The sequence below is a fragment of the Chlorogloea sp. CCALA 695 genome (assembly GCF_003003885.1).
Taxonomy (GTDB): Bacteria; Cyanobacteriota; Cyanobacteriia; order Cyanobacteriales; family Chroococcidiopsidaceae; genus Aliterella.
On the sequence record NZ_PVWN01000004.1, the window covers coordinates 74457 to 87807 of the forward strand.

Below are 13351 nucleotides of genomic sequence, written 5' to 3' on the forward strand. Positions count from 1 at the left end.
ATGGGACTAAATTAATGAATAGTGCGATCGCCAACTTAGATATTATCAATGCTCGTGTACCTGGCTATGAAAGTTCACGGGCAATTAGGGTCGATCCTCAAGGCAAAGTTTCTCAAATTTTGTATATGCATGAACTTGCAGGAGAATCAAAAGCTACACAAAGACTACCAAAAGCTAAAAAAAAACTGTTAGTAGAGAGGCAAGTATTAGATGTATGTGGCGATTGCATTTCCTTGGGTGGAGTAGATTTACAGATTAATGGAGCGCTAGGATTAGCATTTACAGACCTCCAAGCCCAAGATAGCGAATTATTGTCAAAAATTTGTCAATTTCTTTGGCAACAAGGAATAAATAGTTTTGTCCCTACTTTAGTCACAACTTCCGTTGAAAATATTAAACGAGTTCTTGCTATCCTTGCTAACTTTATCGATAGTCAAAAACCTACTCAATCAACAGCCCAAATTCTCGGAGTGCATTTAGAAGGGCCCTTTTTAAACCCCGAAAAACGCGGCGCACACCCAGTAGAATACTTATTACCACTGACTATTGACAACTTAAAGCACATTTTGGGAGAACATAGCCACATCGTTAAGATCGTTACCTTAGCGCCGGAAATAGACACTACGAAGCAAGCAATCCCTTACTTAAAAGACATCGGTATTACAGTTAGCTTAGGTCACTCCCAAGCTACCGCAGCCCAAGCAGAACGAGCTTTTGAATTAGGGGCATCAATGGTAACTCATGCCTTCAATGCTATGCCCTCATTACATCATCGAGAACCCGGATTACTCGGAGCAGCTTTAATAAATCCAATTGTAAAATGCGGTTTAATTGCCGATGGACAACACATTTGTCCGACTATGATTCAAGTGTTACTTCAAGCAAGCAATTATGAACAAGGACTATTTCTAGTTAGCGATGCTTTAGCACCACTAGGATTACCTGATGGCATTTATCCTTGGGATACAAGGCAAATAACTGTAACCAATGGTACAGCTAGACTACCTGACAATACCTTATCTGGAACAACTTTACCCCTATTTACTGGGGTTCAAAATTTAGTTAAATGGGGTATATGTGAAGTAGAAAGTGCGATCGCCCTCGCCACCAATTCACCAAGACAAGCAATTAATATCTCTAGTAGCATTGAAAACGCGATCGCTAGTCAACTAATCCGTTGGCATTTCGACTCAGCAACTAAAAACCTAACCTGGGCAAGACTAACAGATTCTTTTGCCTCTGCGCCACCCCAGATAGATGCTAAGTTAAACCCTGAGAAAGTATAAAACTAAATTCATGAATCCAACCGACGATAAAACCATTGTTAAAGAATATTTTAACTCCACCGGATTCGATCGCTTCTTGCGAATTTACGGCGACGGCGAAGTTAACAAAGTACAGTTAGACATTCGTACCGGACACCAGCAAACAGTAAATACCGTCCTAGATTGGCTCAAAACCGACGATTTAACCCAATTGACTATCTGCGATGCGGGATGCGGTGTAGGCAGCTTGAGCATCCCTCTAGCTGAGGCTGGAGCAACAGTTTATGGCAGCGATATCTCTGAGAAAATGGTTGCTGAAGCAACCGAAAGAGCCGAAGCTCAGTTAGGGAGTACAAGTAAGCTTAAGTTTGCCGCCCTTGACTTAGAAGCCCTTAGCGGCAACTATCACACAGTAACTTGCTTAGATGTTTTAATTCATTATCCTCAAAACGAGGCAGATAAAATGATTTCTCACCTCGCTTCTATGGCACAATCGAGGTTAATTCTGAGTTTTGCTCCTAAAACTGTGGTTTTGAGCTTGCTAAAAAAGATTGGTAGTTTTTTCCCTGGTGCAAGCAAAGCAACTCGCGCCTACTTACACCGCGAAGCAGATATTATAAAAATTCTGGAAACTAACGGTTTTGCAGTCCAAAGACAAGCAATGACTAAGACTAGCTTTTACTTTTCCCGCATTTTAGAAGCTACACGTAAATAAAGTTGAAGTAGTGCAAAATGTATATATTTTTGTACTACTAACAATTTGCTGAAAGCTTTGTTATGGAAATGTTACGCTTGCTAGATAAGGGTTGAGAGAATTTTTCTAACACCGATTACTACCGCGTAAGAACTCTATAACCAAGTCGTTCGGACATTGCTACCAACTTATCGTTCTCACTGTTTCCTGAAGATTAAGCATTTTTAGAAGCTGGAGACTATTTTGTACGGAGCCGATCCTAAAGATAAGCATCCGATGAAGGGATTTCCACAAATCTGCTTCATTCAAAACACTGTATCGAATCCCAATATCATTATTGGAGATTATACCTATTACGACGATCCAGAAAACTCGGAAGACTTTGAGCGTAACGTTCTATACCACTTTCCCTTTATCGGCGATCGCCTAATTATCGGAAAATTTTGTGCTTTGGCTAGAGGCGTAAAGTTCATCATGAATGGTGCAAATCACAAGTTAGATGGGTTTTCAACATATCCGTTTGGGATTTTCAGCAATGGTTGGGAAAAAATTGATCCTCAACCTAAAGAACTACCATCTAAAGGCAACACAGTAATTGGTAACGATGTGTGGATTGGCTATGAGACAGTAATTATGCCAGGGGTGCAGGTAGGAGATGGAGCGATCATTGCCGCAAAATCCGTAGTAGTCAGTGATATCCCACCCTATACAATTTTTGGGGGCAACCCAGCCAAATGTATTCGTCAGCGATTTAGTGATAAAACTATCCAATCTTTACTTGAGATAGCTTGGTGGAATTGGGAGAGTGAAAAGATTACACGCAATTTGGAGAAGATCGTATCGGCAGATATTGAAGCTTTAATTGATTGTAAGTAGAAGTGCAGCAAAACAATTCTGTTAGAGCCGACTGGTTAAATTATCAAAAGATTAAAGCCTATAGCAAGATGAGAAAGAGCAATTTTAGGCAGATTATCAGTGACGGCGATCGCTCGTAGACGCAATTAGAGAAATACTAAGCGCAGTATTGTAAATAGGAAAACCAAGATAGTGCAAACGATCCCAGCCACTAAAATTACACTGCGCGAACTCAAACAGATATTTGGGTTACAACAGGCTCAAGATCCAAACTTTTTTCCCGAATGGCTGGAAGCTTACGCAAATTTGAGCCAAGAGGAGCAACGTTTGTTAGATAGAGTTAAAGCTAATTTTGGGGAATTGATGGAAGATCCACCAATGCTGGAAAACAGCGTCAAGATGGTAGTGCTTGCTCCGTTACTAGATTTAGCTGACTTTTATTACAAGCCATTTCGGATTGAGACAGAAACTAGCGTAGATGTAGAAATGGAGGATGAGGGAATAGTCATTCGGGGGCGTATTGACGTACTGGTGTTGAAAAATCGTCTGTGGTTGTTAGTAATTGAGTCAAAGCGGAGTGATTTTGCAGTAACGCGGGCAATTCCTCAAGCTCTTGCTTATATGTTGGGCAATCTAGAGACGGCGCAACCAACTTTTGGTATGATTACGAACGGGAATGAGTTTTTATTTTTGAAAAGTACGCGCCAACCTGCGGCGGAATATGCCAACTCTAGGCTGTTTTCGCTGGTAAATCCAAAAAATGAACTTTATATAGTGTTGCAGGTGTTGAAACGGTTGGGAAAAGAGGTGGTCGCTGTAAATGGTTAGCGATCGCATATCACTACTGATACATTCTCACCTTACTCTATCAAGGCAACTGCACTTACAGAAGAATAATTGTCATATTTGTAACTTAATAGAATGGACAGCTTATACTCTGTTCTGATGTAGCGACTTATTAGGCTATCGCATTAACTTTGTTATTTACTTATCTTTTTACATATAGCTGCTTGGATTTTGATATCAAAGTCAGGATCGTCTACTGTTGTAATAACTTGAACTGGTCTTTTCCAACGGCGTTCCAAATAAGCTTGAAGGGCAGCCGAATCTTGTGGATGTTTAAGAAAATACTGTCTTAATTCCTGGTCTGACATAGCTGCATAATTCACTTGATTCATCAAAGCACCTCACCAGTTGGAGTAATTTGAAATTCAATATCCTCACTCTTCCCTGCCAAAATATACAAATTTTGAGTTTGATTATTGATGCAAATTAAATGAATAGGTTGAACCATCATGTACGTTATTTGACAGCTTATACGATACAATCCATGAAGCTGTGCTGATGTTGGTATTTGCCTATCCTCATCTATAAACCACCTGTCATGGTGAGTGAGTTCATCAATAACGAAAAGAGACTTATAAAGCCTTGTTAGAAAAGGCAATTTGTAAGAACATTTTGAATGGAACTCAACTTCTCGAATAAATGCGTCGAAGGTTCTTATTTGAATAGTGTGAGTCCTTCTATTAAACTGTGCTTTTCGATCTTTTTTTCTTGGATCTTTTTGTAATTCTGCTTCTCTCCCCATAATTATAACTCCGTACGGAGAGGAGAATGATGTTAATTCCAAAGTGCCTCTAAGAAAGCCTTGGTGTTTTGTGCAGTATGTAATGTAATCATCCACCTGACTAATTGCATTGCGCAATTTGTCCGTTTCTACAATCCGACCATCACCATTTTCCTTGTATAAAGTATCTTTGGGTGATTTTAAATCTACAACCCACCACGTTACCCCATCTGAGTTATCGCCAGCAAATAAATAATCTGGTTTTAGCCCTGAACCATTAGCAAAACCGCCCGGCTTAATCTCGGCTTGTGGAATAATCCAACTTCCATGATGACCTGTGCTGAAAAAACTAGAAGTTAATGATAGTAAGGGAAGCCTATTTCTTAGAAACAAGTCAATTTCAGTTTCACTAGCATTTTTGCGAATCAGTGTAATAAGTTTTTCAATATCATCTCCCGTCATATCGTGAGGGTCAACTCTATATTCTTTAGGAGGAAAATCACCTTTATTAGCGTTAGCAAACACGATGTGCCTCACAATCTTGAGTTCAAGTGATGCACTGCATTATAGCAGTACAAATGTATTAATACAATTTGGTCTTGTGAAGAGAAGCAAAATTAACCATGCTACAGAGAACTATTAAAAGTAGTACCGCAGTTAAATAAGTTAACTCTAAGTGTCAAAGCGCGCTCGCCCACTTCAACGTCTCTAGCTCTAGCAAGTGCGATCGCACTTGAAGCTATAGGTGTTTGTGATTGATAATAGTTTAAATACTATTTCGGGATTTCACTCGTGACAGAACAAGGTCGTTACAAAGATACTGTTAATCTGCCTCAAACAAAATTTGATATGCGCGCAAACGCTACCAAGCGCGAACCAGAAATTCAAAAGTTTTGGGCAGACAATCAAATTTACGATCGCCTGTCGCAAACTAATCCTGGCGAAATATTTGTGCTTCACGATGGGCCACCCTACGCCAATGGTGCGTTACATATCGGTCACGCTTTAAATAAAATCCTCAAGGATATCATCAACCGCTACCAGTTACTTAAGGGGCGCAAAGCTCGTTATGTCCCTGGTTGGGATTGTCACGGTTTGCCGATTGAACTTAAAGTTTTGCAAAATATGAAGCAAAGCGATCGCCTAAACCTAACTCCCCTAGACTTGCGCCACAAAGCTAGAGATTTTGCTTTAAAAGCTGTCAGCGAACAAAGCAAAGGTTTCCAACGTTTCGGCATTTGGGGCGATTGGGAGCATCCTTATTTGACTATGACTCCAGACTACGAGGCGGCGCAGATTGAAGTTTTTGGGCAGATGGTATTGAAAGGCTATATTTATCGCGGTTTTAAACCCGTACACTGGAGTCCTAGCTCTAAAACTGCCCTCGCTGAAGCCGAACTTGAGTATCCTGAAGGTCACACTTCCTTAAGTATCTACGCAGCTTTTGCAATGACTAACCTCTCGGAGTTGGCGAAGTCTGCGTTAGAACCTTATTTACCTAATTTAGCTGTTGCTATCTGGACAACTACCCCTTGGACAATTCCCGCAAACTTAGCTGTTAGCGTTAACCCTCGGCTTGATTATGTAGTAGTAGAGATTGGTTCGACATCCAAATATCTAATCGTAGCTGCTGAATTGGTTGCTACTTTGTCCGCTAAATTAGAAACTCCGTTAACGGTAAAAGCAACGGTTAAAGGTAAGGATTTAGAACATTCTACTTATCGACATCCTTTATTTGACCGCGAAAGTCCGATTTTAATCGGTGGCGAATACGTGACGACAGAATCGGGTACAGGATTAGTGCATACTGCGCCAGGTCACGGACAAGAAGATTATATCGTTGGTCAGCGCTACGGCTTGCCTATCCTTGCGCCAGTAGATGAAAACGGCAATTTTACAGAAGAAGCCGGAAAATTTGTCGGTTTGAATGTATTGGGTGAAGGAAATACCGCCGTTATTGAAGCTTTAACTGATGCTGGTGCTTTGCTAAAGATGGAACCTTACGCCCACAAGTATCCTTACGACTGGCGGACAAAAAAACCGACTATTTTTAGAGCAACAGAACAATGGTTTGCTTCTGTAGCTGGGTTTAGAGAAGAAGCTTTAAAGGCGATCGCATCTGTACAATGGATTCCACCCCAAGGAGAAAATCGCATTACCCCAATGGTAAGCGATCGCGCAGATTGGTGTATTTCTCGTCAACGTAGCTGGGGCGTACCAATCCCAGTATTTTATGACGAAGAAACAAACGAACCGTTGATGAACGAAGAAACGATCGCCTACGTGCAGAAAATCTTTGCAGAAAAAGGTTCTGATGCGTGGTGGGAGATGCCAATAGATGAATTATTGCCCGAAAACTACCGAAATAGTGGCAAAACTTACCGCAAAGGTACAGATACGATGGATGTTTGGTTTGATTCTGGATCTTCTTGGGCGGCGGTAGCCAAACAAAGACCAGAATTACATTATCCTGCCGATATCTACTTAGAAGGCTCCGATCAACATCGTGGTTGGTTTCAATCTAGTTTATTAACTAGCGTCGCTAATAACGGTATTGCACCTTTTAAAACTGTATTGACTCACGGCTTTACTTTAGACGAAAAAGGCAGCAAGATGAGCAAATCTTTGGGTAATGTGATCGATCCCAATGTTGTCATTGAGGGCGGCAAAAATCAAAAAGAGGAGCCACCCTACGGAGCGGATGTACTGCGCTTGTGGGTGTCGTCGGTAGATTATGCAACCGATGTATCTATTAGTAAAAACATCCTCAAGCAAATGGGAGATGTGAGGAGTAAAATTCGCAATACAGCGAGGTTTTTACTAGGCAATTTACATGATTTTGATCCCAGCAAGGATGCTGTACCTTACGAGCAATTGCCCGAACTTGATCGCTATATGCTGCACCGGATTACTGAAGTATTTACCGATGTAACTCAAGCTTTTGATCGCTTTCAATTTTTCCGCTTTTTCCAAACTGTACAAAATTTCTGTACGATCGATTTGTCCAACTTCTACTTAGATATTGGCAAAGATCGGCTGTATATTAGTGCGGCTTCTACTTTGCGTCGTCGCAGTTGTCAAACAGTGTTGCACGTAGCATTGGAAAATTTAACCCGTGCGATCGCACCTGTACTATCTCACACTGCCGAAGATATCTGGCAATTTCTCCCCTATCCCACACCCTATAAATCAGTATTTGAAGCGGGTTGGGTACAGTTAGAGGAAAAATGGCATAAACCAGAATTATTAGAATTTTGGCAGCAATTAAGAACAATTCGCACTGAAGTTAACAAGGTTTTGGAGCAAGCGCGGGTACAAAAAGCAATCGGTTCGGCGTTAGAAGCAAAGGTATTGCTTTATATTGCCGATCCCCAGTTGCGCCAACAGTTACACGCCCTTGATTCTAATTCTCTAACCAATAGAGTAGATGAACTGCGTTATATGTTTATCGTCTCTGGTGTAGAACTATTAGAAACGCCTGAAGCTTTGCAGCAAGCCAAGTACAGCTTCCAATCTGATAGTTTGGGTATTGGCGTAGTTGCTGCCGATGGGCATAAATGCGATCGCTGTTGGAATTATTCTACCTATGTAGGCACGTCTACGGAACATCCCTTGCTGTGCGATCGCTGTATTGCTGCCTTAGCTTACGAGTTTTAACCCAAAAAATTAAAGGTCAAAAGCTACATACAAGCAACATACCTATGTCATATTTGCCAAGCACAATAGAAAGTACAGAATATTTAGAAGGAGCAAAGTCAGTGCAATTTCAGCGATTGCTCAGGAAGAAGTTGCTGGTTGCAGGCGTAAGTATTTTCAGCTTTACTGTTGCTGGGTGCAGCCAAGCAATAGATGCCCAACCTCTTAAACAAACTCAAAGTCCTGTTACAAAAAATTCTAGTAATGCGGATGTCCAAGCTTTGGTTAATTTCGGTGCTAGAGTCGCCGGAACACCAGCTACAGAAAAAGCGAGTAACTACTTGCTCCAAGAATATCGCAAGGCTGGATACGTAGCAGAAATTCAAACGTTTAGTTATCCCAAATTTGTCGATTTAGGCTCAAATCTAACTATCGACGGTAAGGTAATTGCCGGGAAAGCTTTAAACGGATCTCAATCGGGAAAAGTTACTGCACCACTCGTTGTTGTGCCTGATTTTGGGCGCAAAGCTGACTATGCAAACGTGAATGTCACTGGTAAAGTTGCTATTGTCAAGCGCGGTGAAATTCGCTTTCTAGAAAAGGCTCAAAATGCTGCCAATGCTGGAGCGGTTGGCTTAGTTATCGTTAATACTAAGCCTGGTAATTTATTCGGTACGCTAGGGGGAGATGTCAAAATTCCCGTATTGGCGCTAACCGATGAAGCGGGTAAATCCTTACTGAATGAAAATCAATCTCCTCGTCAAGTCAACCTAGTTGTAAATACCCGCCAAGGCAATATTACCGGACGCAATGTGATCGCTCGTTTACCTGGCGTAACCCAACCAAAAGTAATTTTAGGCGGTCATTATGACTCCGTGGTAGGTTCTCCCGGCGCAAATGATAATGCTTCTGGTACAGCCGTTGTGCTGGCGATCGCGCGTAAGGCTGCAAAAACTCCTCTAGCTCGTCAAGCTTGGTTTATGGCTTTTGACGGCGAAGAAGATGGTTTGCATGGCTCCAAAGCCTTTGTAAAGAGCGCTAAACCAGAATTATTACAAGGTCTTAAAGGTATGTTTAACTTTGATATGGTCGGCGTAAACGATCGCCTGCTTGTCGGTGGAACGCAATCTTTAACCAAACTAGCCAAATCTACAAACCCAAAAATTGATACTTTTGGCAGTCGAGGCGGTAGCGATCATGCTTCTTTTGCTAATGCTGGCGTACCTGTACTCTTTTTCTATCGAGGCGAAGATCCTAATTATCATAGTCCCGGCGATAAACAAGTAGATTCTAAACTACTTGATGAAACGGCTCAATTAGGCTTCGATTTAGCAAACAAAATTCAAAAGTAATTGTTTAATCCCAACCAAACCAATTTTTAAATCTACAACAACCATGCTAAAACTTTTACCAATAGGTGCGGTATTAGCTACCATTGTCAGCACTCAACTACCCGGTTTCACTTCTAACCAACGCTTACAACTAGCTCAGTCACCACTACTTGCCGAGCCTTACAACTCTACTTCTCCAGAAAACGACCCAGAAGGTGGAATTCTAACTACAGCGCTAGTAGTTGGTGGCATTGCGGCGGGAGGCTATTTAGCCACCACAAAAGCCAACACCGCTAAATCTAATACTGATAGTCCTATCGACCAAGCTAGTTCTAAGTTACAGAAAAAACTGCTAATTCTCTTGCACAACGATCGCACAACCGCTAACCGTTTATTAGCTCATACTAAGCAGAGTAATCCCCAAAAATCCGTTAATTGGGCAATGGAAAAAGTAATTTATGATTTAGAACGCGATCGCGCTTAAAAAGTACAATAGTTCCTAGTCATCTTGTTAGCAATCAGTTTGAGGTTAAACCCCCAAGCTGATTTTGGCTATCAGTCACTACCCTTACCTTCTCTAAAAACTCTTGAGTTAATAGAGTAAAAGCTTTTGCTCCAGCCGTACCAGGATTATTCAAAACTACAGGCTTAAAACTATCCACAGCTTTCGCCACATTGACATCAATAGGTATATTAGTGCTAAAAAGTTTGCTTGCACCAAAGTCTTGATTAACTCGCGCAATAACTTGACGGTAATATCTCCCAGTCAGCAAATTACCTGACATTGTAAAAACTATCCCCAACATCGAAACGTTAAAAATCTGGTCTTTTTGATGACTTTCCTTTAAACTTGCAATTCTCCGCTCTAATAGCTGAATCCCAATTACTGACAAAGGCTCTGGCTTTGCAGGCAATATATAAAAGTTACTAGCCACCAAAGCACTTCGAGTCAAAAGCGTATACCCCGGAGCGCAATCTAAAATTATAAAGTCGTATTCTGCAACTAGCGGTTGTAATATATTTTTGATTAAAAACCTTTCAAAGCGATTCCAGACAAATTCAAACTCGCACTTACCTAAATCGATTGCTTCTTGATAAAGCATTTGCGATACTAAAAATTCGTCGTAAAGATCAATATCTCCCGGTAACAAATCTAATCCTGTCAAGTTACAAACATCGTGTTGTACCACATCATGACTAGAAAACTTTGGGTTATCGACAGGACTAATAATTTGTTCAACTAAATATCTCAAAGTCTGCTTGCGCTTCCTAAACTTAGCAAACTCCGCAGGCGGCATCAAACTTAATGTAGCGCTGATTTGAGTATCTAAATCTACTACCAAAACTCGCTTACCATGCTCTTTTACCAAAGCTGTAGCCAAATTGACCGACAAAGTTGTTTTACCAACTCCTCCCTTCATATTTGCCGTTGCAATAATATACCCCATTCATCCATCCCACCTACGCCAAACAACCAATTAGACTTTACCTGTCAACGACTATTTAAGCAATTTCCTGTCTTCAGACATAGATACCTAAAATTGCTAAACAATGTTATCTTAAGTTAGTTTAATGTTGAACTATCATTACGAGGACAACTAACAGATGGCTCATATCTTACATATAGACTCTAGCCCACGCGCTGAAAGGTCGCATTCTCGCAGTCTTACTCACAGATTTGTCACCGACTGGAAAAATGCCCATCCTCAAGATACAGTTACCTATAGAGATTTGGGACATCAGCCCGTACCCCACGTAGATGAGCCTTGGATAGCCGCCGCTTACTCCGCACCCGAAACCCATACTCCCGAACTACAGAAGGCTATTAGCACTTCTAACACCTTGATAGATGAGCTATTAGCTGCCGATCGCTATGTCTTTGGCATACCAATGTACAACTTAAATATACCGTCTACATTTAAAGCCTACATCGATCAAATTGTCCGCGTAGGGCGCACTTTTGCCATAAACGAGCAAGGTTATCAAGGCTTGGTTAGCGGCAAAAAAATGCTAGTTATTACTTCTAGCGGCGGTAGTTTTAGACCTGGTACACCAATGGGAGGCTATAATTTTCAAGAGCCTTTCTTAAAAGCAATTTTTGGCTTCATTGGGATTACAGACATCACCTTTATTAACGCAGACAACCTCGATAGCGGTGGCGATGAAGGACGCAAGGAGTCTCTAACAGAAGCTAGTAATGCTATTAGCCAAGCTATAGCTAACTGGTAAAACCTGATTATTAATGCCTATCTGCTCATTGCGGCGGGTTCAAGCAACTAAAAGCGTCGTTCCTACTCAGAGTATGGAAAAAACAACTCCTTGGATAGTTGATGTTAATGCTGCCCAACAGCTAATTGAGGCAGGGGCGACGATTCTTGATGTTCGCAGTAGAATTGTTTGGGGATTTGGACACGTAATAAATGCTCGTTGCGTAAATTGGCAAGACTTTTCCCAAAAAACTCTACCAGACAAGGGCAAATTATTAGACAATTCTCAAGTTTTAGAGCAACTTTTGCGTCAAATCGGCATCTCAAACAACAATCCTGTAATTGTAGTTGGCAATCCAACAAGCCCTCTACATTTTGGAGAAGAAGGGCGGATTGTTTGGATGTTACGCACTTTAGGGTATTGCCAAGCAACCTTTGTTGATGGCGGACAACAGGCGCTAGTTACAGCAGGTGTAGCGCTGGAAATGTGGGGTAGTCAACCGCAACAAGTAGGCGATTTTAGAATTAATCGTACAACTACTTGGGAAATTCAAGCCGATCAATTGCAATGTAAACTGAACAATTCCCCAGACCTAATTATCGTCGATAACCGCGAAGCAAGAGAATACTTTGGGGCTACTCCTTATGGAGAAAAGCGGGGCGGACATATCCCTGGGGCAGTACACTTTTACTTTAAAGAACTATTGCAACCTAATGGTTGTTTACTATCCTCTGAGCAAATAGACTACAAGCTTAAACTTGTAGGAATTGAAAAGGGCAGTGATCAGGAAATTATTACTTACTGTACAGGCGGCATTCGTTCCGCTTTTTTTGTTGCAGTGCTAGTCAATTTAGGCTATACCAACGTCAAAAACTACGCTGGTTCAATGTGGGAATGGTCGCAAGCGGAATCTTCTAGCCATCCGCTTGTAAATTAAACAGTTATTTTCCCCAACGAACAACAAAGCCGCGTAAAATTAATTGCACGTATTCTGTGGACTTAGGAATTTAATCATGCCAGCAGCAGTAGGATCGATTGAAGCTTTGGGATTTCCGGCAGTGCTTGCAGCCGCAGATGCGATGGTGAAGGCTGGTGCAGTAACCTTAGTTGATTACAATTTAGCAGAAAGTGGACGGTTTGTAGTTAGCATTCGGGGTAAAGTTTCTGAAGTACAAATTGCTTTAGCTGCGGGAATTGAAGCAGGGGCGAAAGTTTGTGGAGAAAAAGCAATGACTTACTACATTGTGGCTAATCCGCCAGAAAATGTTGAAAGTGTTTTGCCAATTCACTACACCGCAAAAGTAGAAGAATACAGAGTTTAGTAGCTTTCACAAAGCTAAGACGTGATCGCGCTACCAAATATTCGTACAATAATTGTCTGGTACATACTCTATTACACTTAGGAGATTTCCCATGTCGTCAGCACAGGCAGTTGGGTCAATTGAAACAAAGGGTTTTCCGGCAGTCTTGGCAGCATCAGACGCGATGGTAAAAGCTGGTCGAGTCACCTTAGTTGGCTATTTAAGAGCCGGAAGCGCACGTTTTACTGTGAATATTAGGGGTGACGTTTCGGAAGTTAAGGCAGCTATGGAGGCGGGTATTGCCGTAGTAGAAAAGGTTTACGGCGGCACGTTGGAATCTTGGGTTATTATCCCTCGTCCCCATGAAAACGTTGAAGCAGTTTTACCTATTGGCTATGGTGATGATGTAGAAATGTTTAGAGAATCCCTGGATAGACCAGCTATTAGAGGATCTCACTAAAAAATATATTTATTAAATGTTTAAGCTAAAAACA

Annotated in this window: 14 protein-coding genes; 11 read left to right on the top strand and 3 right to left on the bottom strand. The window is 41.4% G+C overall.

The features are described from left to right. Positions 1–14: 14 nt before the first annotated feature. The 4 genes from nagA (at position 15) to C7B70_RS03670 (ending at position 3642) form a co-directional block, all read left to right on the top strand. Positions 15–1286, top strand: coding sequence for an N-acetylglucosamine-6-phosphate deacetylase (gene nagA, locus C7B70_RS03655; protein ID WP_106367715.1), 1272 nt, complete (start codon positions 15–17; stop codon positions 1284–1286). A 10-nt stretch (positions 1287–1296) separates the two neighbouring features. Continuing rightward, positions 1297–1980, top strand: a complete 684-nt coding sequence (gene bchM / locus C7B70_RS03660) for a magnesium protoporphyrin IX methyltransferase (protein ID WP_106367716.1) — start codon at positions 1297–1299, stop codon at positions 1978–1980. 219 nt (positions 1981–2199) lie between these two features. Continuing rightward, complete coding sequence (locus C7B70_RS03665; RefSeq protein ID WP_369831805.1) at positions 2200–2835, top strand: Vat family streptogramin A O-acetyltransferase; 636 nt, start codon at positions 2200–2202, stop codon at positions 2833–2835. A 171-nt stretch (positions 2836–3006) separates the two neighbouring features. After that, positions 3007–3642, top strand: a complete 636-nt coding sequence (locus tag C7B70_RS03670; protein WP_339376737.1) for a type I restriction enzyme HsdR N-terminal domain-containing protein — start codon at positions 3007–3009, stop codon at positions 3640–3642. 152 nt (positions 3643–3794) lie between these two features. On the opposite strand, the gene C7B70_RS03675 is transcribed toward C7B70_RS03670, so the two are convergent. Both C7B70_RS03675 and C7B70_RS03680 read right to left on the bottom strand, forming a co-directional pair. Next, positions 3795–3992 carry a hypothetical protein gene (locus tag C7B70_RS03675; protein WP_106367719.1) on the bottom strand — a complete coding sequence of 66 codons (198 nt, stop codon included), beginning with the start codon at positions 3990–3992 and terminating at the stop codon, positions 3795–3797. Next, positions 3992–4906, bottom strand: coding sequence for a Shedu anti-phage system protein SduA domain-containing protein (locus C7B70_RS03680; RefSeq protein ID WP_199192031.1), 915 nt, complete (start codon positions 4904–4906; stop codon positions 3992–3994). Before C7B70_RS03680 ends, C7B70_RS03675 begins: the two co-directional genes overlap by 1 nt. Positions 4907–5173: 267 nt before the next feature. Between C7B70_RS03680 and ileS the strand changes: the two genes are divergently transcribed. From ileS to C7B70_RS03695, 3 genes are read left to right on the top strand one after another with little or no spacing between them, the layout of a single operon-like run. Next, positions 5174–8038 carry an isoleucine--tRNA ligase gene (gene ileS / locus C7B70_RS03685; RefSeq protein ID WP_106367721.1) on the top strand — a complete coding sequence of 955 codons (2865 nt, stop codon included), beginning with the start codon at positions 5174–5176 and terminating at the stop codon, positions 8036–8038. Between the two features lie 44 nt (positions 8039–8082). Beyond that, positions 8083–9369, top strand: coding sequence for a M28 family metallopeptidase (locus C7B70_RS03690; protein WP_106367722.1), 1287 nt, complete (start codon positions 8083–8085; stop codon positions 9367–9369). 43 nt (positions 9370–9412) lie between these two features. After that, a complete protein-coding gene (locus C7B70_RS03695; protein ID WP_106367723.1) occupies positions 9413–9832 on the top strand; it encodes a hypothetical protein in 420 nt (139 codons plus the stop codon). Between the two features lie 34 nt (positions 9833–9866). On the opposite strand, the gene C7B70_RS03700 is transcribed toward C7B70_RS03695, so the two are convergent. Further along, positions 9867–10796, bottom strand: a complete 930-nt coding sequence (locus C7B70_RS03700) for a ParA family protein (RefSeq protein ID WP_106367724.1) — start codon at positions 10794–10796, stop codon at positions 9867–9869. 157 nt (positions 10797–10953) lie between these two features. On the opposite strand from C7B70_RS03700, the gene C7B70_RS03705 reads away from it, so the two are divergent. The 4 genes from C7B70_RS03705 to C7B70_RS03720 all read left to right on the top strand — a co-directional run bounded on the left by C7B70_RS03705 (position 10954) and on the right by C7B70_RS03720 (position 13317). Continuing rightward, positions 10954–11577, top strand: coding sequence for an FMN-dependent NADH-azoreductase (locus tag C7B70_RS03705; RefSeq protein WP_106367725.1), 624 nt, complete (start codon positions 10954–10956; stop codon positions 11575–11577). A gap of 13 nt (positions 11578–11590) precedes the next feature. Further along, a complete protein-coding gene (locus C7B70_RS03710; protein ID WP_199192032.1) occupies positions 11591–12493 on the top strand; it encodes a sulfurtransferase in 903 nt (300 codons plus the stop codon). 76 nt (positions 12494–12569) lie between these two features. Then, entirely contained in the window at positions 12570–12878 is a 309-nt protein-coding gene (locus C7B70_RS03715) for a carbon dioxide-concentrating mechanism protein CcmK (RefSeq protein WP_106367727.1), read from the top strand. A 91-nt stretch (positions 12879–12969) separates the two neighbouring features. After that, on the top strand, positions 12970–13317 hold the full coding sequence (locus C7B70_RS03720) for a carbon dioxide-concentrating mechanism protein CcmK (RefSeq protein ID WP_106367728.1): 348 nt from the start codon (positions 12970–12972) through the stop codon (positions 13315–13317). Positions 13318–13351 lie beyond the last annotated feature (34 nt).

Excerpts from the sequence above, each read along its gene's own strand:
- C7B70_RS03700 (WP_106367724.1), bottom strand. The coding sequence starts at position 10,796 with ATGGGGTATATTATTGCAACGGCAAATATGAAGGGAGGAGTTGGTAAA.
- nagA (WP_106367715.1), top strand. The coding sequence starts at position 15 with ATGAATAGTGCGATCGCCAACTTAGATATTATCAATGCTCGTGTACCT.
- C7B70_RS03690 (WP_106367722.1), top strand. The coding sequence starts at position 8,083 with ATGTCATATTTGCCAAGCACAATAGAAAGTACAGAATATTTAGAAGGA.
- C7B70_RS03705 (WP_106367725.1), top strand. The coding sequence starts at position 10,954 with ATGGCTCATATCTTACATATAGACTCTAGCCCACGCGCTGAAAGGTCG.
- bchM (WP_106367716.1), top strand. The coding sequence starts at position 1,297 with ATGAATCCAACCGACGATAAAACCATTGTTAAAGAATATTTTAACTCC.
- C7B70_RS03695 (WP_106367723.1), top strand. The coding sequence starts at position 9,413 with ATGCTAAAACTTTTACCAATAGGTGCGGTATTAGCTACCATTGTCAGC.
- C7B70_RS03715 (WP_106367727.1), top strand. The coding sequence starts at position 12,570 with ATGCCAGCAGCAGTAGGATCGATTGAAGCTTTGGGATTTCCGGCAGTG.
- C7B70_RS03720 (WP_106367728.1), top strand. The coding sequence starts at position 12,970 with ATGTCGTCAGCACAGGCAGTTGGGTCAATTGAAACAAAGGGTTTTCCG.
- C7B70_RS03675 (WP_106367719.1), bottom strand. The coding sequence starts at position 3,992 with ATGAATCAAGTGAATTATGCAGCTATGTCAGACCAGGAATTAAGACAG.
- C7B70_RS03710 (WP_199192032.1), top strand. The coding sequence starts at position 11,591 with ATGCCTATCTGCTCATTGCGGCGGGTTCAAGCAACTAAAAGCGTCGTT.